The sequence below is a fragment of the Methylocystis sp. sgz306128 genome, assembly GCF_056032725.1.
The window spans coordinates 72,475-90,956 of sequence record NZ_JBVYWO010000011.1; the positions used below are offsets into that span (position 1 = coordinate 72,475).

General features: G+C 58.5%; 17 protein-coding genes. 11 read left to right on the top strand and 6 right to left on the bottom strand.

Translation table 11 applies throughout. The annotated features are described in order from the left end of the window. The first annotated feature begins 37 nt into the window (after positions 1–37). The 3 genes from AC0N03_RS14495 to ilvD all read left to right on the top strand — a co-directional run bounded on the left by AC0N03_RS14495 (position 38) and on the right by ilvD (position 3,939). Positions 38–1,120 (top strand): ABC transporter permease, encoded by a 1,083-nt coding sequence (locus tag AC0N03_RS14495; protein WP_474289527.1) that lies wholly within the window; start codon positions 38–40, stop codon positions 1,118–1,120. Next, positions 1,117–1,899 carry an ATP-binding cassette domain-containing protein gene (locus AC0N03_RS14500; protein WP_474289528.1) on the top strand — a complete coding sequence of 261 codons (783 nt, stop codon included), beginning with the start codon at positions 1,117–1,119 and terminating at the stop codon, positions 1,897–1,899. Before AC0N03_RS14495 ends, AC0N03_RS14500 begins: the two co-directional genes overlap by 4 nt. A gap of 180 nt (positions 1,900–2,079) precedes the next feature. Then, positions 2,080–3,939 carry a dihydroxy-acid dehydratase gene (ilvD, locus tag AC0N03_RS14505; RefSeq protein WP_474289529.1) on the top strand — a complete coding sequence of 620 codons (1,860 nt, stop codon included), beginning with the start codon at positions 2,080–2,082 and terminating at the stop codon, positions 3,937–3,939. Between the two features lie 91 nt (positions 3,940–4,030). Here ilvD and guaB read toward each other — a convergent pair whose 3' ends face one another. Further along, entirely contained in the window at positions 4,031–5,530 is a 1,500-nt protein-coding gene (gene guaB / locus AC0N03_RS14510; RefSeq protein WP_474289530.1) for an IMP dehydrogenase, read from the bottom strand. Positions 5,531–5,737: 207 nt separating this feature from the next. Next, the gene (locus AC0N03_RS14515) at positions 5,738–6,307 is read right to left on the bottom strand and encodes a cold-shock protein (protein WP_474289556.1); all 570 of its coding nucleotides are present in this window, start codon (positions 6,305–6,307) and stop codon (positions 5,738–5,740) included. Between the two features lie 296 nt (positions 6,308–6,603). Between AC0N03_RS14515 and AC0N03_RS14520 the strand changes: the two genes are divergently transcribed. The 4 genes from AC0N03_RS14520 to AC0N03_RS14535 all read left to right on the top strand — a co-directional run bounded on the left by AC0N03_RS14520 (position 6,604) and on the right by AC0N03_RS14535 (position 10,849). Next, the gene (locus AC0N03_RS14520; protein WP_474289531.1) at positions 6,604–7,242 is read left to right on the top strand and encodes a short chain dehydrogenase; all 639 of its coding nucleotides are present in this window, start codon (positions 6,604–6,606) and stop codon (positions 7,240–7,242) included. 63 nt (positions 7,243–7,305) lie between these two features. Further along, a complete protein-coding gene (locus AC0N03_RS14525; RefSeq protein WP_474289532.1) occupies positions 7,306–8,604 on the top strand; it encodes an RsmB/NOP family class I SAM-dependent RNA methyltransferase in 1,299 nt (432 codons plus the stop codon). An 84-nt stretch (positions 8,605–8,688) separates the two neighbouring features. Continuing rightward, entirely contained in the window at positions 8,689–10,206 is a 1,518-nt protein-coding gene (locus tag AC0N03_RS14530) for a leucyl aminopeptidase (protein WP_474289533.1), read from the top strand. 202 nt (positions 10,207–10,408) lie between these two features. Further along, complete coding sequence (locus AC0N03_RS14535; RefSeq protein WP_474289534.1) at positions 10,409–10,849, top strand: DNA polymerase III subunit chi; 441 nt, start codon at positions 10,409–10,411, stop codon at positions 10,847–10,849. On the opposite strand, the gene AC0N03_RS14540 is transcribed toward AC0N03_RS14535, so the two are convergent. Together AC0N03_RS14540 and AC0N03_RS14545 are read right to left on the bottom strand one after the other, a co-directional pair. Further along, positions 10,846–12,729, bottom strand: a complete 1,884-nt coding sequence (locus AC0N03_RS14540; RefSeq protein WP_474289535.1) for an ABC-F family ATP-binding cassette domain-containing protein — start codon at positions 12,727–12,729, stop codon at positions 10,846–10,848. The genes AC0N03_RS14535 and AC0N03_RS14540 overlap by 4 nt on opposite strands. A 44-nt stretch (positions 12,730–12,773) precedes the next feature. Next, positions 12,774–12,995, bottom strand: coding sequence for a DUF2842 domain-containing protein (locus AC0N03_RS14545; protein WP_474289536.1), 222 nt, complete (start codon positions 12,993–12,995; stop codon positions 12,774–12,776). A gap of 106 nt (positions 12,996–13,101) precedes the next feature. Here AC0N03_RS14545 and AC0N03_RS14550 point away from each other — a divergent pair, with 106 nt between their 5' ends. Next, complete coding sequence (locus tag AC0N03_RS14550) at positions 13,102–14,151, top strand: COX15/CtaA family protein (RefSeq protein WP_474289537.1); 1,050 nt, start codon at positions 13,102–13,104, stop codon at positions 14,149–14,151. 4 nt (positions 14,152–14,155) lie between these two features. Further along, on the top strand, positions 14,156–14,755 hold the full coding sequence (locus tag AC0N03_RS14555) for a hypothetical protein (RefSeq protein ID WP_474289538.1): 600 nt from the start codon (positions 14,156–14,158) through the stop codon (positions 14,753–14,755). 12 nt (positions 14,756–14,767) lie between these two features. Here AC0N03_RS14555 and AC0N03_RS14560 read toward each other — a convergent pair whose 3' ends face one another. After that, a complete protein-coding gene (locus tag AC0N03_RS14560) occupies positions 14,768–15,205 on the bottom strand; it encodes a universal stress protein (protein ID WP_474289539.1) in 438 nt (145 codons plus the stop codon). A 108-nt stretch (positions 15,206–15,313) separates the two neighbouring features. Further along, positions 15,314–16,606, bottom strand: a complete 1,293-nt coding sequence (locus AC0N03_RS14565; protein ID WP_474289540.1) for an O-acetylhomoserine aminocarboxypropyltransferase — start codon at positions 16,604–16,606, stop codon at positions 15,314–15,316. Positions 16,607–16,748: 142 nt separating this feature from the next. On the opposite strand from AC0N03_RS14565, the gene fabD reads away from it, so the two are divergent. Next, entirely contained in the window at positions 16,749–17,699 is a 951-nt protein-coding gene (fabD, locus tag AC0N03_RS14570) for an ACP S-malonyltransferase (RefSeq protein WP_474289541.1), read from the top strand. Positions 17,700–17,708: 9 nt separating this feature from the next. Beyond that, a complete protein-coding gene (gene fabG / locus AC0N03_RS14575; protein ID WP_474289542.1) occupies positions 17,709–18,446 on the top strand; it encodes a 3-oxoacyl-[acyl-carrier-protein] reductase in 738 nt (245 codons plus the stop codon). The last annotated feature ends 36 nt before the right edge of the window (positions 18,447–18,482 follow it).

The following is an 18,482-nucleotide window of genomic DNA, read 5'->3' on the forward strand; positions in this document are numbered from 1 at the left end:
ACATGTTGCGACGCGTAGATCGGGAGGGCATGTGTCCATGAATGACTCGTCTTCGACCCAGGCCAAAATGGCCGAGCACGAAAAGGTGCTCAAGGATGCCGACGCCAAGGTAGCGTCGTTCGAGCAGGGCCCGAGCGGATTGGTGGCTTTTTTCCGCGGCTTCCTACACACCAATCCGACACTTATTCCGGCCATCGTGCTCGTGCTGAGTGTTCTTGCTTTCGGGCTGATTGCCGGCGACCGGTTTTTCCGGCTGGCCACTCTGTCTCTTATCCTTCAGCAGGTTACTGTTGTGGGAATGATTGCGCTTGCGCAGACCATCATCATCCTGACGGCCGGCATCGACCTTTCGGTTGGGGCTATCACCGTCGTCTGTTCGATCATCATGGGTCGCCTTGCGGTTGATTCAGGTGTTCCTCCGCTCGTTGCCATTGCCATTGCCATGGGCGCTGGCGGCGTGATGGGGCTCGTGAATGCCTTGCTGGTCACTTATGTCGAATTGCCGCCCTTCATCGTGACGCTGGGAACGTTCAACATCTTTGACGCGCTCAAGCTCTGGTATTCCGGCTCGGAGTCCATTCGCGCCGCCGATGTCGAAAGCCAGGCGCCGACGCTGATCTGGTTTGGCAAGACATTCGGTATCTTTGGCGCAACGGTTACTTATGGCGGTATCGCGCTGATCCTGCTGGCGGCTTTCCTCTGGTATGTGCTGAACTGGACGTCATGGGGTCGCCATGTTCATGCCATCGGCGACGACATTGATTCAGCAAATCTTGCCGGTATCCAGACCAAGAAATTGCTGATCTCGGTTTATGTGGTGGCTGGCCTGATTTGCGGCTTCGCCGCATGGGTGCTCATCGGCCGTGTTGGCGGCGTCAATCCGCAGGAAATCGCGACAGCCAATCTCGACTCCATCACCGCTGTGGTGATCGGCGGCACATCGCTCTTCGGCGGGCGCGGCTCCATTGTGGGTTCAGTACTCGGCGCCCTCATCGTGGGCGTGTTCAGCACCGGTCTTTCTATCGCCGGGCAGGACGAATTGTGGAAGTCCTTCACGGTTGGCGTGCTGATTATTGTTGCTGTGGCTTTGGATCAATGGTTGCGGAGGGCTACGAAATGAGTGAGCGCAAACCTGTTCTTATGGCGCGTGGCCTTTCCAAGCGCTACGGCCATGTGGTGGCACTGAACAACTCGGATTTTGATTTGTATCCGGGCGAGGTGCTGGCCGTGATCGGCGATAACGGCGCTGGCAAAACCAGCCTGATCAAAGCTCTGACCGGCGCTGTTATTCCGGATGCAGGCGAAATTCGCCTCGATGACAAGGTGATTCATTTCCGCTCGCCGCAGGATGCGCGCGAGGCCGGTATTGAAACGGTGTATCAGAACCTCGCCCTGTCGCCGGCCTTGTCCATCGCCGACAATATGTTTCTGGGGCGTGAGCGCCGCGCTCCGGGCCTGCTCGGCACGCTGTTCCGAAAACTCGATCGCAAGGGCATGGAGCGGATGGCCCGCGACAAACTTTCCGAACTGGGTCTCCTGACCATTCAGGATATTTCCCAGCCGGTGGAAACGCTCTCTGGCGGTCAGCGTCAGGGCGTCGCCGTGGCCCGCGCCGCGGCCTTCGGCAGCCGCGTCGTCATTATGGATGAACCGACAGCCGCATTGGGCGTGAAAGAGTCACGCCGCGTGCTCGATCTTATCAATGATGTGAAATCGCGCGGATTGCCGATCGTGCTCATCAGCCACAATATGCCGCATGTCTTCGAGGTTGCTGACCGCGTTCATATTCACCGTCTGGGCCGCCGTCTGACCGTCATCAATCCCAAACAGCATTCGATGTCGGATGCCGTGGCCATGATGACGGGCGCTATGGCGCCGCCTGCCGAACATGAATTGTGATCCTGCAGACTGTCAAACAAGGTTTGAAGGCCCGTGCCACAAGCGCGGGCCTTTTTTGTTGCGCCAAGCCCGGCAAATCTATTTGAAACATCGCACGCCTGCCTTATCGTTATAGACAGTTGATTTTTCAGGCTAGGGGTATTAGCCCTTTAGGCCGTCTGTTTTTTAAAGAGAGCTTTCATGCCCGCTTATCGTTCCAGAACATCAACCCATGGTCGCAATATGGCCGGAGCACGCGGATTGTGGCGCGCTACGGGCATGAAGGACGGAGATTTTGGCAAGCCGATCATCGCCATTGCCAATTCATTCACGCAGTTTGTGCCGGGCCATGTGCATCTCAAGGATCTGGGCCAGCTGGTGGCGCGCGAGATCGAGGCAGCTGGCGGCGTCGCCAAGGAATTCAACACCATAGCGGTCGACGACGGTATTGCCATGGGGCATGACGGCATGCTTTACAGCCTGCCGTCGCGCGAGGTTATCGCCGACAGTGTCGAATATATGGTCAATGCCCATTGCGCCGATGCTTTGGTCTGCATATCCAACTGCGACAAGATCACGCCCGGAATGCTGATGGCATCCCTTCGTCTCAACATCCCGACGATATTTGTGTCGGGTGGACCGATGGAAGCCGGCAAGGTCAATCTTCGGGGCAAGGTTATGGCGATCGATCTCGTGGATGCGATGGTTGCTGCCGCCGATCCAAGCTATTCGGATGAAGAGACATTGGTGATGGAGCGTTCGGCTTGTCCGACCTGCGGCTCGTGCTCCGGCATGTTCACCGCCAATTCCATGAATTGCCTGACTGAGGCTCTCGGACTTTCCTTGCCCGGCAATGGCTCGGTTCTGGCAACACACGCTGACCGGAAGGAACTGTTTCTGGAGGCGGCACGCCGGATTGTCGATCTGACCCGCCGCTATTACGAGCAGAATGATGAAAGCGCTCTGCCGCGGTCCATTGCCTCGTTTGAGGCGTTCCAGAATGCCATGACGCTCGATATCGCGATGGGCGGATCAACAAATACCGTGCTGCACCTGCTGGCCGCTGCCTACGAGGGTGAAGTGAATTTCACCATGAGCGACATTGACGCGCTGTCCCGCAAGGTGCCGGTCGTGTGCAAGGTCGCGCCTTCGGTGCCGGATGTGCATATGGAAGATGTGCATCGGGCCGGCGGTGTCATGTCCATCCTTGGGGCGCTGAACAGGGGCGGGTTGATTCACAATCATTTGCCGACAGTGCATAGCTCAACCCTGGGCGAGGCTCTAGCCAAGTGGGATATCGCCTCGACCAACGACCCTGATGTGCAGCGCTTTTATCGCGCAGCGCCCGGCGGCGTGCCGACGCAGGTTGCTTTCAGCCAGAACCGCCGTTTTGAAGAACTCGACCTCGACCGTAAGTCGGGTGTTATCCGGTCGGTCGAGAATGCCTTTTCCAAGGATGGCGGGCTTGCAGTTCTGAGCGGCAATCTGGCGCTCGACGGCTGCATCGTCAAGACGGCAGGCGTGGATGCATCCATCCTGAAATTCACCGGCCCGGCCCGGGTTTTTGAGAGTCAGGATGCCGCTGTGGAAGCAATTCTCGGCAACAAGATCAACAAAGGCGATGTTGTCGTTATTCGCTATGAAGGTCCGCGCGGTGGTCCCGGAATGCAGGAAATGCTGTATCCCACCAGCTACCTCAAATCGAAAGGGCTCGGCAAGGCCTGCGCTCTGGTTACGGACGGGCGCTTTTCGGGCGGTACGTCCGGCCTGTCGATCGGCCATGTTTCACCCGAAGCCGCTGAGGGCGGACTTATCGCGCTGGTGGAAGAGGGTGATACGATCGAGATCGATATACCTGAGCGCAAGATTAATCTTGCCGTGCCGGAGGCTGAGCTTGCTCTGCGGCGCCAGCATATGCTGGAGCGTGGCGCAAAGGCCTGGCATCCGTCCGCGCCCCGCAAGCGCAAGGTTTCAACTGCGCTCAAAGCCTATGCGATGCTGGCCACCAGCGCTGCGCGCGGTGCCGTACGCGATCTGAAAACCGCGCATCAGAACGATTGAACGGCGGATTTGCCCGCTCGCAGAAGTAATGAGTGTTTCGAATAAAAAGCCCGCCAACTGGCGGGCTTTTTTAGTTATTTTGCAGAGCGGATCACGTCCGGGTGGGGTAATTCGGGCTTTCCCGCGTGATGGTCACATCATGGACATGGCTCTCGTGCAGACCCGCCGAGGAGATGCGGACAAACTGGGCCTTTTTCTGCAAATCCTCGATGGTCTTGGCGCCGACATAGCCCATGGCCGCGCGCAGGCCGCCGGCAAGCTGATGCAGCACGCTTGACACCGGTCCGCGATAGGGCACCTGACCCTCGATGCCTTCCGGCACAAGCTTGAGGCTGTCTTTGATGTCCTGTTGAAAATAACGATCAGCCGAGCCGCGGGCCATGGCCCCGACAGATCCCATGCCGCGATAGGATTTATAGGAACGTCCCTGATAGAGGAAGACTTCGCCCGGACTTTCATCCGTACCTGCCAGCAATGAACCGATCATGGCGCAATCAGCGCCCGCTGCGATGGCCTTGGCCAGATCGCCGGAGAATTTGATGCCCCCGTCACCGATAACCGGGATATTTTGTTTATGGGCTTCTTCGGCCGCGTCCAGAATAGCCGAGAATTGCGGCACGCCGACACCCGCGACAATGCGCGTCGTGCAGATGGAGCCCGGACCAATACCGATTTTGACAGCATCCGCGCCAGCGTCAATCAAGGCCTTGGCGCCTTCCGATGTCGCGATATTGCCGGCAATGACGCTGACGGAATTAGTCAGGCGCTTGATGCGCGCGACCTGATCCAGCACCATCTGGCTATGGCCGTGGGCTGTATCGACAACGATGCAATCCACACCGGCGTCGATCAGCATTTCGGCTCTGGTAAAGCCTTTGTCACCGACGGTTGAGGCCGCAGCCACGCGCAGCCGGCCTGACTCGTCCTTGCAGGCGTTGGGGTTGAGCGTAGCTTTTTCAATGTCCTTGACGGTGATAAGGCCGACACAGTGATAGGCTTCGTCGACAACCAGCAGCTTTTCGATACGGTGCTGGTGCAGAAGGCGTCGCGCCTCTTCCTTGGAAACGCCGCCCTCGCGCACGGTGATGAGCTGCTTGGTCATCAATTCCGAAACCGGCTGGTTGGGATTGTCGGCAAAGCGCACATCGCGGTTGGTGAGAATGCCCACCAGCCGCCCGGGCTTGCCTGTATATGCCCGCTCAACAACCGGAATGCCGGAAATACCGTGATATTTCATCAGTTGCAGCGCTTCGGACAGCGGTTGCTCCGGATAAATGACGATTGGGTTGACCACCATGCCGCTCTCATAGCGCTTGACCTTGCGCACTTCCTCGGCCTGTTGCTCGGGTTCGAGATTGCGATGAATGACGCCGATGCCGCCGGCCTGTGCCATGGCGATGGCGAGCCGCGCTTCCGTCACCGTGTCCATGGCCGAGGAGATGATCGGCAAATTCAGAAAGATGTCGCGCGTCAGACGGGTGCGGATATTCACCTCCGAGGGCATGACTTCCGAATGACCGGGCTTGAGCAAAACATCGTCGAAAGCCAGCGCTTCAACGAAGCGGGAAGGGGGCGGGGATGAATCTAACATTGCCTACTCCTGATGAGGCGGGTTCCCGCCTGTGAGATGACGACCCTTTAAACAGCCGCGCGTTTGCAAATATCGGCTGGGGTGGATGTCGAATGAGTTGGCGTCGGGTCATAGCACGAGAACGTCACAAGTCAAAAGACTAATGACGCGATGCAGCAGGTAAATTGTCATTGTCGGCCGGACGCTCTGGCGGCGGCTAAGCGCCGGTCAATGCGACTGGGGCAGGCGGCTGCCTTCAAGCGGCCGCACCTCGGAAGCCATGAGCCCGTTCTTGCCATCGCCGAAGCGAACCAGCACGCAATCGCCGGGCTTGAGTTCGGCAATGCCATATTTGCGCAATGTTTCCATATGCACAAATATGTCCTCGGTGCCTTCGCCGCGTGTCAGAAAGCCAAATCCCTTGGTGCGGTTAAACCATTTCACCACGGCAATTTCAAACCCGCTCGTGGGCACCACCTGCACATGGGTGCGCGGGGCCTGCGTCTGCGAGGGGTGAACTGCGGTCGATTCGTCGATATTGATGACGCGGAAAACCTGAAAGCCTTTTTCCCGGCGCTGGATCTCACAGACCACGCGCGCGCCTTCCGCCACCGATTGGAACCCGTCGCGGCGCACGGTTGTGACATGAAGCAGGACATCAGCCATGCCGTTGTCCGGCACGACGAATCCGTAACCCTTCGATACATCGAACCATTTGATGTGGCCGGAGATTTCGATAAGCTCGACGGAATCGCGATCATGCGCCGCTGCCTGCTTGTCTGAAGTGCCAAGCTCAATATCAGCTATGGTTGACGAATCCTTGAAACCCACCTGAAACTCCCAAAAATCGCAAAGCGCGAATCAAACCTGACCCGATTCACTCATAAACAATACCATCGTTGATTACTCTGCAAACAACAATCTATAGGCTGCCCACACATATCTCAATTAACGATACGTTAGTCTTGTGAAGTTTTTCCGATCAAAGTTAATAGGTTTCTGTTAACTTAAATTCATATCCGGCAAGTTTACAGCGCGATCCGGTGTCAAGCCATGTGTAACAGAAATTTCTGGCAAGAAGGGCAATTTCCAACATGACGAATTCAAAATTAAAATTACTGCTCGTCGGCGCAAATGGTACGCTCGGCAAGGCGGTTCACAGCGAACTCGGCGCCCGCCATACCATCATTACCTCGGGCCGCAACTCCGGAGATATTCGTATTGATATCAGTGATCCGGAAAGCATAGCCGCTGGTCTTGCCAAGGCAGGTCCGGTCGATGGCGTGATGTGCGCCGCCGGCAATGTGGCATTCGTGCCGCTGGGCGAAATTCAGACGGCGGATATTGCCAGTTCGGTTTATGGCCTGGGCTTGCGCGACAAACTGCTGGGTCAGGTCAATCTGGCGCTTGAAGCGCGCAAATATCTGCGCGAGGGCGGCTCCATTACTTTGATCTCGGGCATAACGGGAGATCATCCCATTGTCACTGGTTCGTCGGCCAGCATGGTCTGCGCTGCGCTGGCCGGGTTTGTGCGCGCGGCCGCGATCGAGATGCCGAAAGGTTTGCGCATCAATCTTGTCAGCCCCACTGTCTTTGATGAATCGATGGATGTGTATGGTCCCTATTTTCGCGGTTTTCCGCCTGTTCCGGTGGCGCGCGCCGCGCTCGGCTACAGCCGCAGCGTTGAGGGCGCGGAGACAGGGCAGGTATATCGGTTTTTTGGATTGAACTGAATTTCGGGCGGCGGGTTGCAAATTCTTCTCGCAGGCGGGCGGTGAAGCGGCTATGCAGGAGGAATGACACCAACAGCACGTTTAACCGCCGCCATTGAAATTCTTACCGACATCGAGAGCCGCCGCCGTCCCGCGAGCGAGGCCCTGAAGGATTGGGGCCTTGCCCACCGTTTTGCCGGATCGAAAGACCGTTCGGCCATAGGTGCTCTGGTCTTTGACGCGATGCGCGTCAGGGCCTCGGCAAACTGGATCATGCAGGCGCAGACGCCGCGCTCGGCCATGATTGGCGCGCTGGCTCTTGCCCGCGGGATGTCGACCGAAGATATATCGGCTCTGTGCAAGGAGGGAGAGCGTTTTGCCTCTCCGGCTCTGAGCGGCGAAGAGGCCGAACAATTGTCCCGGCGCGATCTCTCGGAAGCGCCCCTCTGGGTGCGCGGCAATTTCCCCCGGTGGCTGGAGCCGGCATTCGAGTCGGTTTATGGCGAGGATGCGGAAGCCGAGGCTCGGGCACTGGCGCAGCGTGCCCCGGTGGATCTGCGCGTCAATACGCTCAAGGCCAGACGGGACGAGGTTCTGGCCGCCCTGGCTCATCTTGGCGCGCAGACAACCCGTTTGTCGCCATTGGGACTTCGCATAGCCATTGGCGAGGATGGACGTGGACCCGCTCTGCAGGCCGAGCCCAGTTTTGCGCTCGGGCATATTGAGGTGCAGGATGAAGGCTCGCAACTCGCGGCCCTGCTCGCTCAAGCGCGCCCGGGTGCGAACGTGCTGGATTTTTGCGCCGGCGCCGGCGGCAAGACGCTGGCTTTGGCGGCGCAGATGCAGAATAAGGGCCGGTTGATTGCAACCGATGCCGACGGGCGCCGTCTTATGCCGATATTTGACCGCCTGACACGCGCGGGCATTACCAATGTCGAGGTGCGCAGTCCGCGCGGCAAACAGGTCGATCTCGATGATCTTCTTGGCACGCAGGATATGGTTCTTGTCGATGCGCCTTGTACTGGCAGCGGCACATGGCGGCGCAATCCCGATGCCAAATGGCGTTTGCGCCAGCCCAATCTTTCGCAGCGCCTGAATGAGCAGGACGCGGTGCTGAGCCGGGCTCAGCAATTTGTGCGGCCTGCTGGGCGGCTGGTTTATGTCACGTGTTCGCTCTTCCGGGATGAGAATGAAGACCGTGTTTCACGCTTTTTGCGCAATCATGAGGGCTGGTCGACCTTAGGCGCGGAGCAGGTGCTGTCCGATGCGCGTTTGCCTCAGCTTGCGCCTTTTGCGTCGCGTTTCGGGCCGGGGTTTCGCTTTTCACCCCATTCGAGCGGCACTGACGGCTTTTATGTCGCGGTTCTGCAAAATAATGGATAAGCCGGACTGCTGGACATTTGCATTTCGGCGCGCCATTTTCATCCTGAATGAAATGAAGGTCATACCTCTGAAAGAGAGAAAGCCATGTCGGATTTCGTGAAATTGAACATTATTGATCTCAAGGATCAACTTTTTCCCAAGAGCAAGGCCAAGAAGGATACGCACGCGCTGGTCATTTTCGCCGGGGCTGATCTTAGCTTTTCCGAAGGCGCGGAAGCTGTGCTTGGTCAGGCCATGGCTTCTGTCAAATCCGCAGCAACGGCTGCAAAATTCTCCGGCAAGGCCAACTCGGCCATGGAATTGCTGAGCCCTGCTGGTCTCGATGCCGGGAGGCTGATCGTGGTCGGCACGGGCGCGGCCAATGCGGATCTGGATGCCGTGACATTGGGCGGCTTCACGTTCGGCAAGATCGGCGCTGGCCGTGACGCCACGGTGATCGTCGATCTGCCCGGGCGCGCCCTGAGCGCAGAGCAGGCTGCGGATATCGGGCTCGGCATTCACCTGCGCGCTTATAAGTTTGACCGTTATCATACCAAGAAGCCGGAAGGCGAGGAAAAGACCGGTGTCGGTGTGGTTTCGCTGGCCTGCTCGGCACCTGCTGCGGTGCAAAGCGCCTTCGAGGCGCGCGAAGCCGTTGCCGAGGGTGTCATCATAGCGCGCAACCTCGTCAATGAGCCGCCGAACGTGCTTTATCCTGCAGAATTTGCCAACCGCGCCGCTGAGCTGAAAAAGCTCGGCGTTTCGGTGGATGTTCTCGATGAGAAGGATATGGAAAAGCTCGGCATGCGGGCGCTTCTGGGTGTTGGTCAGGGTTCGTCGCGCGAGAGCCGGGTTGTCATCATGCGCTGGAACGGAGCCAAGGGCAAAGACAAGCAGCCGGTGGCTTTTGTGGGCAAAGGCGTTACTTTCGATACGGGCGGCATTTCCATCAAGCCGGCTGCGGGCATGGAAGACATGAAGGGCGACATGGGCGGCGCTGCCTGCGTTGTGGGGCTGATGCATGCCCTCGCCAGCCGCAAAGCCAAGGTCAATGCAATCGGCGCGATCGGTATTGTCGAAAACATGCCGGACGGCAATGCCCAGCGGCCCGGTGATATCGTGACGTCGATGTCAGGCCAGACGATCGAAATCATCAATACAGATGCCGAGGGGCGTCTCGTGCTTGCCGATGTTCTCTGGCATGTGCAGGACAAATTCAAGCCGGCGTTCATCGTCGATCTGGCCACGCTGACCGGCGCTATTCTCGTGGCGCTCGGGCAGGAATATGCCGGACTGTTCTCCAATAATGACGAACTCTCCGAGCGGCTGGCCGCCTCGGGTAAATCAACTGGCGAAAAAGTTTGGCGGATGCCGCTGTGCAAGGCATTCGACAAACTCATCGATTCGAAATTCGCCGATATGAAGAACACCGGCGGGCGTTTTGCCGGTTCGAGCACTGCTGCGCAGTTCCTGCAGCGGTTCGTCAATGAGACGCCTTGGGCGCATCTCGACATTGCCGGCACCGGCATGGCGTCAAATCCCAGCGACATCAACCAGAGCTGGGGTTCGGGGTGGGGTGTGCGTCTGTTGAACCAGCTTGTGGCAGACCATTACGAAGGTTGACGCGCGGCGTATGGGGACCGTCACGATCTGAAGCTTCCCTCAAACGCAAAGCGGGCAAGGGGCGCGGTTTCAGACGGGCCACCCAATCAGGATATGCGCCACCGATATCCGGTTAGGCTCGCCGTGCGCGGAATTTGTGCGTGTATCCACGTGTGAGCCGGGCGGTAATCATCGGCCCGGCATGACGTGAAAGATCTGAATCTTGGAAATCTGGTTCTATCATCTCACGCGGCAACCATTGGAAAAAGCCTTGCCAGCCTTGCTGGAAAAGGCTCTGGAACGGGATTGGCGCGTGGTTGTGCAAACCAGCACGGCGCGGCTCAAAGCGATTGATGAACTGCTCTGGTCTTATGCTCCGGAGAGTTTTCTGCCGCATGGCACCGAGCCGGATGCCGATACACCGATCCTGCTGACCGATGACCATACGCCGATGTGCGGCGCTCAGCTGCGCATCTGCCTTGACGGAGCCGATGTCGCCCCGGCGCTTGATGGCGGATATCAGCGCATCATCGTCATTTTTGATGGCAATGACGAAGCCGAACTGACTGCAGCCCGCAGGCAATGGTCGAGCCTCAAGACCGCTGGCCATGTTTTGGCCTATTGGCAGCAGACTGAGGGGGGAGGCTGGCAGAAGAAGGCTTAGCCCGTTGCCTCTTCCATCTGGGCGGACAGATCCAGCCATTCGGTTTCCGCCACATTCAACATACGCAGCAACTCGTTGCGCTGCTTGGCAAGTTGCCCGGCCTTGACCGGGTCCTTGGCATAGGTTTCCGGATCAGCCAGCGCCTGATCGATTTTTTTAACGAACTCTTCGAACTTGGCAATTTTGTCTTCAAGCGCCCATATTTTCTTGCGCAGCGGCGCGATGTCCTTGCGCGTGCGGGCAGCCTCGCGGCGCACTTCGCCTTTTTGCGCGGTCTCATCTTCGGGCTTCTGCTTTTTCTGCCGGTCGGAGACGCCCGCTTTGCTCAGAACGAATTTTGTATAATCGTCCATGTCTCCGTCGAAAGGGCTGACCCGTCCTTCATCGACCAGCCAAAGCCTGTCGGCCGTGGCCTCCAGCAGGTGGCGGTCATGCGAGACGAGGATGATTGCCCCCTCATAATCATTGATCGCTTCGATCAGAGCGGCGCGGCTGTCAATATCGAGATGGTTGGTCGGCTCGTCCATGATAACGAGATGCGGGCCGTTGAATGTGGCAAGACCCATCAGCAACCGCGCTTTTTCGCCGCCTGAAAGCTGTTCGATCGGCGTATCGGCTTTTGCGCCGGTAAAGCCCATCTGTGCCGCACGCGCCCGTTTTTTGGCTTCCGGCGCTTCCGGCATCATGGCGGCAACATGGCTGTACGGGGTACCGCCGCGATCGAGGTCATCGATTTGGTGTTGTGCGAAAAACCCCACTTCGAGCTTTGACGAGCGCTTCAGTTCGCCGCTCATTGCCTGCAGGCGACCGGCGATGAGCTTGGCAAAAGTCGACTTTCCGTTGCCGTTGGCGCCCAGAAGACCAATGCGGTCGTCATTGGCGATGGAAAGATTGAGATGATGCAGCACCACGCGATCGCCATAGCCAACGCTGACCCTGTCCATTGCGATGATGGGCGGCGACAGCGGGCGGGCCGGCGAGGGAAAGTTGAAGGGCAGGACGTCGCCATCGATCATTGCCGGAATCGGCTCCAGCCGCGCCAGCATCTTGAGGCGGCTCTGCGCCTGCGCCGCCTTGCTGGCCTTGGCCCGGAAGCGGTCAACGAATGCCTGAAGGTGCGCGCGCTGTTCTTCCTGCTTTTTCTGATGCTTGAGAAGAATGGCCTGCTGTTCCCGGCGTTGCTTTTCAAAGCTGGAGTAATTGCCCTTCCAGAGCGTGAGCTTGCCGTGATCGAGGTGAAGAATATGGTCGCACACTGCATCCAGCATGTCGCGATCATGGCTTATGACCAGCACTGTTGCCGGATATTTCTTCAGATAATCGATGAGCCACAACGTACCTTCCAGATCGAGGTAGTTGGTCGGTTCGTCGAGCAGAAGAATGTCCGGTTGCGCGAACAGGACGGCAGCAAGCGCCACGCGCATGCGCCAGCCGCCCGAAAATTCAGACAGGGCGCGGTGCTGGGCCGCATGGTCGAAGCCAAGTCCGGCCAAAATGCTCGCCGCGCGCGCCGGGGCAGAATGGGCGTCAATATCAACGAGCCGTGTCTGTATATCCGCGATACGGTGCGGATCGACCGCCGTTTCGGCCTCGCCCAGCAGGGCCGCGCGCTCCTTGTCGGCGCCAAGGACGAAATCGATCAGCGTGCCGGGACCGCCGGGGGCTTCCTGCTCGACACGCCCGAGCCGCGCCTGTTTGGGGATGCTGATCGTGCCTGATTCAGGCGCAAGTTCATCGCTGATGATTCTGAACAGCGTGGTCTTGCCGGTGCCGTTGCGCCCGACAAAGCCGATACGGGCAGAATCGGGCAGTGCGGCGCCTGCATTGTCAAACAACAGGCGTGAGCCGAGCCGGTAAGTCAGATCATTGATATGCAGCATAGCGCGCTTGTGGCTGAGACATGCCGGATTGGCAAGAAAAATCGCTAACCTTGTTCGCTACGGTCTTTGTGTTCCATCCATTTGACCAGCGGCATGATGGGCAAAATCCAGCCAAGCCCGATGCATACATAGAATATGCTTTGCAAAAGCCCGGAACTGCTCTGAATGAAGCGGGCCTGCGCCAGCGCCATGGCCAGCAGTGCGTAAATGCAGACAAACAGCAGCATGGCTATGGTGCCGAGGAATTTTCGTGTGCGTCGTGACATGCGGGAGCCTGATTGCGATAATATGTAACAGTCGCCGCGCTCGACGACTTGCGTTATACGCTCTATCTGAAGGCTCAGGCGCAAAAGATCAAGCAAGCAAGGCAAAATGACAGACAGGCACAACAGAATTCCTGAAACGGCAGCGGGCGTGAGAATTTGGCTTTGGGGTGTCGCCGCCATGGTTTTTGCCATGGTTGTGGTTGGCGGCGCGACCCGGCTTACTGAATCCGGTCTGTCCATCACCGAATGGAAACCCATAACCGGCGTCATACCGCCGCTTACGGCGGCGGACTGGGCGGCAGCTTTCGAAAAATACAAGCAAATTCCGCAATATTCGCAGATGTTCCCCGATATGGATCTTGCTGCGTTCAAAGGCATCTTTTTGTGGGAGTGGAGTCACCGGCTTCTTGGCCGTCTGATCGGGCTGGTCTTTGCAGTGCCGCTGATCTGGTTCTGGGTGCGGGGGCAGCTTTCGTCCTGGCTCAAATGGCGTCTGGCCGGGCTGCTGGCTCTGGGCGGGTTGCAGGGCTTCGTCGGGTGGTGGATGGTCAAGTCAGGCCTCGTGGGCCGGGTTGAGGTGTCGCAATACCGGCTGGCGACACATCTGCTGCTGGCGACATTGACATTCTCCCTGCTTGTCTGGATTGCGACACGTCTGAAGCCGCGGCGGAGCGAGGCGAATTTGCCGGGGCAGGCGCGGCTCAGCTTCACCGCCGGGCTGATACTGGTTCTTGCGCTTCTGCAGATCGGCATGGGTGCCCTTGTTGCCGGATTGCGCGCTGGGCTCACCTACAATACCTGGCCATTGATGGACGGGCATTTCATTCCGCCAACTCCGGATCTGACGCGGGAGACGCCGTTCTGGCGCAATCTGTTTGAAAACATTACCACGGTTCAGTTCGATCACCGCATGGGCGCCTATGCGCTGCTTTTGCTTGCGGTGTGGCATGCGTTCGATGCCACCAGATTGCGGCCCGGTAGCCATACGTCGCGGCGCGCTGTTGCTAATGCCGGTCTTGTGGTCGTTCAGGCAACAATCGGCATCGCGACTTTGGTGCTTGTTGTGCCGATCTGGCTTGGCATTCTGCATCAGGCCTGGGCCATGGTGGTCATCGCCATGCTTGTGGCGCATCAGTGCCGCACATCTGAACGGTGATCGCATGAAGGCCGCAGCGCTCGTAATGGCTTTGCTTTGCGGCCTGTGTCAGGCTGCTTATGCGATGAGCTTTTCGCAGCGCGGATCGACGGTTTATTTGTCGGGGGTTATCGTCCCGGGTGATGGGGACAGGTTTGCCGTCTATCTCGAACAAACCCCGTCTCATCAGATCACGGACATTGATCTTGACTCCACGGGCGGGCAGGTCAACGCGGCCATTCATATCGCCCTTCTTGTGCATCAGGCCGGGCTCAACACGGTGGTGGATGCCCGCCGCGCCCAGTGTGACAGCGCCTGTACTCTGATTTTCGCTGCAGGCGTACAGAGATTTTACGTGCATGGCGACGAAGTTTACGAAGGATATTCGTCCATGACCGGGCTGGGCTATCATTCTGCGCATATCAGAAGCGATGGCGTTCATCGAAGCCATAAGTCCGAGCGCGGCACCGACCGCATGCGAGAACTGTTTTTGGCCTTTGGCCAGCCTGCCGCAGCCGAGTTTTCTGAAAATGCGCCGTTTAACGCTCTGTTCAGGCCGAACGGTGCCACGGCCCTGGCGACGCATATCGCCACAAGCCTTGCACCGCCGCCTTCCGGCCGCTAATCCGCGGCAGTCTTATTTGCAGACAAGAACCGGGATGGTGGAGTGGGTGAGAACCTTCACCGTCTCGCTGCCCAGCAACAACGCCGCCACGCCGCGCCGCCCGTGAGACGCCATGACGATCAGATCGCAGCCGTTTTTGGCGGCGGCATCGTTAATGGCTTCATAGGGATATTCGTGTTCGACATCGAGCGTCGAATAAGGAACATGCGCGGCTTCCGCCATTTCGCCGACGCGCTTGAGGATGGCATCAGCCGCCGCCTTGGATTGCTCGTCATATTGGCCGGACATTTCGGCCAGACCGCTCGCCTCCAGCGTGTAAACATAAAAGGGCATGCGGATGGTGATGAATGTCAGCTTTGCGCCGAGTTTGGCCGCAAGTTCAACTCCGCGACGCTCGGCCTCGCGGGCAAGCGCTGTTCCGTCGGTGGCGACAAGAAGATGTTTGAACATGACGTGATCCTTTGTGCTTGGGGCGGGACGCTTTAATGTAGCTATTTTAGCCCCGCCCGGGTGCGTGGCATTGACGCATGTCAAGCAGCCAATGCCCGGATTTTACCACTACCCGCGGGCAGCGGCCAGCGCCTGTTCCAGATCAGCGATGATGTCTTCCTTGTCTTCAAGGCCAACAGACAGACGCACAACGTCCGGACCGGCCCCGGCAACGGCTTTCTGCGCGTCCGACAATTGTCTGTGGGTTGTGGACGCAGGATGAATGATCAAAGAACGCGTGTCGCCGACATTGGCGAGGTGCGAGAACAATTTCACCTTGCTGACCAGCGCCACACCGGCATCATAGCCGCCCTTGACGCCAAAAGTGAAAACGGCACCCGCTCCCTTGGGCGTATATGTCTTGGCGCGATGATGATATTTGTCGCCCGGCAAGCCCGGATAGGATACCCAGTCCACGCCTTCATGTTCAGCAAGGAAACGGGCAACGGTCAGCGCATTGTCACAATGCTTCTGCATGCGCAGAGGCAGCGTCTCAATGCCCGTAAGCGTGAGAAAGGCATTGAAGGGCGAAAGCGCCGCGCCAAGATCGCGCAGGCCCAGAACGCGGCAGGCAATAGCAAAGGCAAAATTGCCGAAGACGTCGCCCAGCACCATGCCGTTATATTCCGGCCTTGGCGCGGAGATCATGGGGTAGCGCTCGTCGCCCTGCCATTCAAATGTGCCGCCATCGACGATCAGGCCGGCAATGGAATTGCCGTGACCGCCGAGGAACTTGGTTGCCGAATGAACGACGATGTCCGCGCCATGCTCAAACGGGCGGATCAGATAAGGCGTCGCCAGCGTATTGTCGACGATGAGCGGAATGCGTGCCTTCTTTGCGATTTTCGAAATGCCGGCAATGTCTGTGATCACGCCGCCGGGATTGGAGATCGATTCTATGAAGATGGCCTTGGTCTTAGGCGTGACGGCGGCTTCCATCGCCGCCAGATCATCCGGATCGACCCATTTCACGGTCCAGCCGAAATTCTTGTAGGAATGGTTGAACTGGTTGATCGAACCGCCATAGAGTTTGGTGGAAGCGATGAACTCGTCGCCCGGCTTCATCAAAGTATGAAAGACAAGGTGCTGGGCGGCATGGCCGGATGCGACGGCAAGGCCGGCTGTGCCACCTTCCAGCGCGGCGATGCGTTCCTCGAGCACGGCTGTGGTGGGGTTTGTTATGCGGGTGTAAATATTGCCGAATGCCTGGAGGCCGAACAGAGAGGCCGCATGATTGACATCGTCAAAAACAAAGGACGCTGTCTGATAGATGGGCGTGACACGCGCCCCGGTGGTGGGGTCGGCGTGGGCGCCGGCATGAATGGACTGCGTTGCAAAACCTGGGCTGCGCTGCTCGCTCATCTTAATAATCCTATCTATTTTGTAGACTGATTAAACGCTAGACAATTCATGCACCTTAGGCAAGCGTAAATACAAAGTCAGCAGGTCGGCTTGACTCTTTTTGCGACCGGTGCGACTCGAAGGCAAAAATCCGGAGTTTAAAATGACGACAGCACTGATTTGCCCGGGGCAGGGATCGCAAGTTATTGGAATGGGCAAGGCGCTTGCCGAGCAATTTTCAGCGGCGCGCGCCGTCTTCGATGAAGTTGATTCCGCGCTTGGCGAAAAGCTCTCGGCTCTGATGTTCGAAGGACCAGAAGCGGACCTCACGCTGACCTACAATGCCCAGCCCGCCCTGATGGCGTCGAGCCTTGCCGTAATGCGCGTTCTTGAAACCGAATGCGGTTTTGACCTTGGCAGGGAAATCGCCTTTGTTGCGGGACATTCGCTTGGCGAATATTCAGCCCTTGCTGTTGCGGGCAGCCTGACCATTGCCGATACGGCGCGCCTGTTGCGCATCCGCGGCAATGCGATGCAGAAGGCCGTGCCGGTGGGGCAGGGCGCCATGGCAGCGATTATCGGTCTGGACTTTGACGCGTTGGCCGCAGTGGCCGCATCTGCGGCTCAGGAAACCGGGGGCGTTTGTCAGTCCGCCAATGATAATGGCGGCGGGCAGGTGGTGATTTCCGGCGCCAAAGCCGCGGTTGAGCGGGCCATGGAACTGGCGAAGGCGGCGGGGGCCAAAAGGGCACTTGCCCTGCCGGTATCCGCACCGTTCCATTGCGTGCTGATGCAACCTGCCGCCGAGGCGATGCAGGAGGCGCTGAGTTCCGTGCGGATTGCCGCCCCGCGCGTGCCGCTTGTGGCCAATGTCACTGCCGCGCCGATAACTGATCCGGAGGAGATACGCCGCCGGTTGGTGGAGCAGGTCACGGGTACGGTGCGCTGGCGCGAGTCCGTCGCCTACATGGCCGCGCAGGGCGTCAATCATTTTATGGAAGTGGGTACAGGCAAGGTGCTGGCCGGGCTGGTCAAGCGTATTGCCGAAGGGGTTACGGCGGTCTCGATCGGCACGCCGGATGATATTGCGGCCTTCAGGGCCGGCAGAAACTAAGGAGCCGCCATGTTTGAACTCAACGATAAAAAGGCACTCGTCACAGGCGCGACCGGCGGTCTGGGCGGGTCCATAGCCCGCGCGCTGCACAAGCAGGGTGCGACCGTGGCGATTTCAGGCACGCGTCGCGATGCGCTTGATGCTCTGGCTGCGGAGCTCGGCAGCCGCGTTCATGTGCTGACGTGCAATCTCGGCAATAAGGACGAAGTGGAGGCTCTGGTGCCTGCCGCAGAGGCTGCCATGGGCGGGCTGGATATATTGGTCAACAATGCAGGCATCACCCGCGACGGGCTGTTCATGCGCATGAAGGACGAGGACTGGGACTCGGTGCTCAACGTTAATCTCACCTCGTCGTTCCGCCTCGCCCGCGCGGCATTGAAAGGCATGATGAAGCGCCGCTACGGCCGCATCGTCAGCATTACCTCGGTGGTGGGCGTTACAGGCAATGCGGGTCAGGGCAATTATGCCGCTTCGAAGGCCGGCATGATCGGCATGTCGAAGTCGCTCGCGCAGGAAGTTGCCAGCCGCGGCATCACGGTCAATTGTGTTGCGCCGGGCTTCATCACCAGCCCGATGACAGATGCCCTGAACGACAAACAGAAGGAAGGCATTCTGCAGAATGTGCCGATGGGCCGCCTTGGACAGGGCGAGGACATCGCCGCTGCCGTGGTTTATCTTGCAAGCGCGGAAGCTGGCTATGTCACTGGCGTCACGCTGCACGTCAATGGCGGCATGGCCATGGTCTGACCAACGTCGTTGTGGATAATATCATAAAGTTCTGAT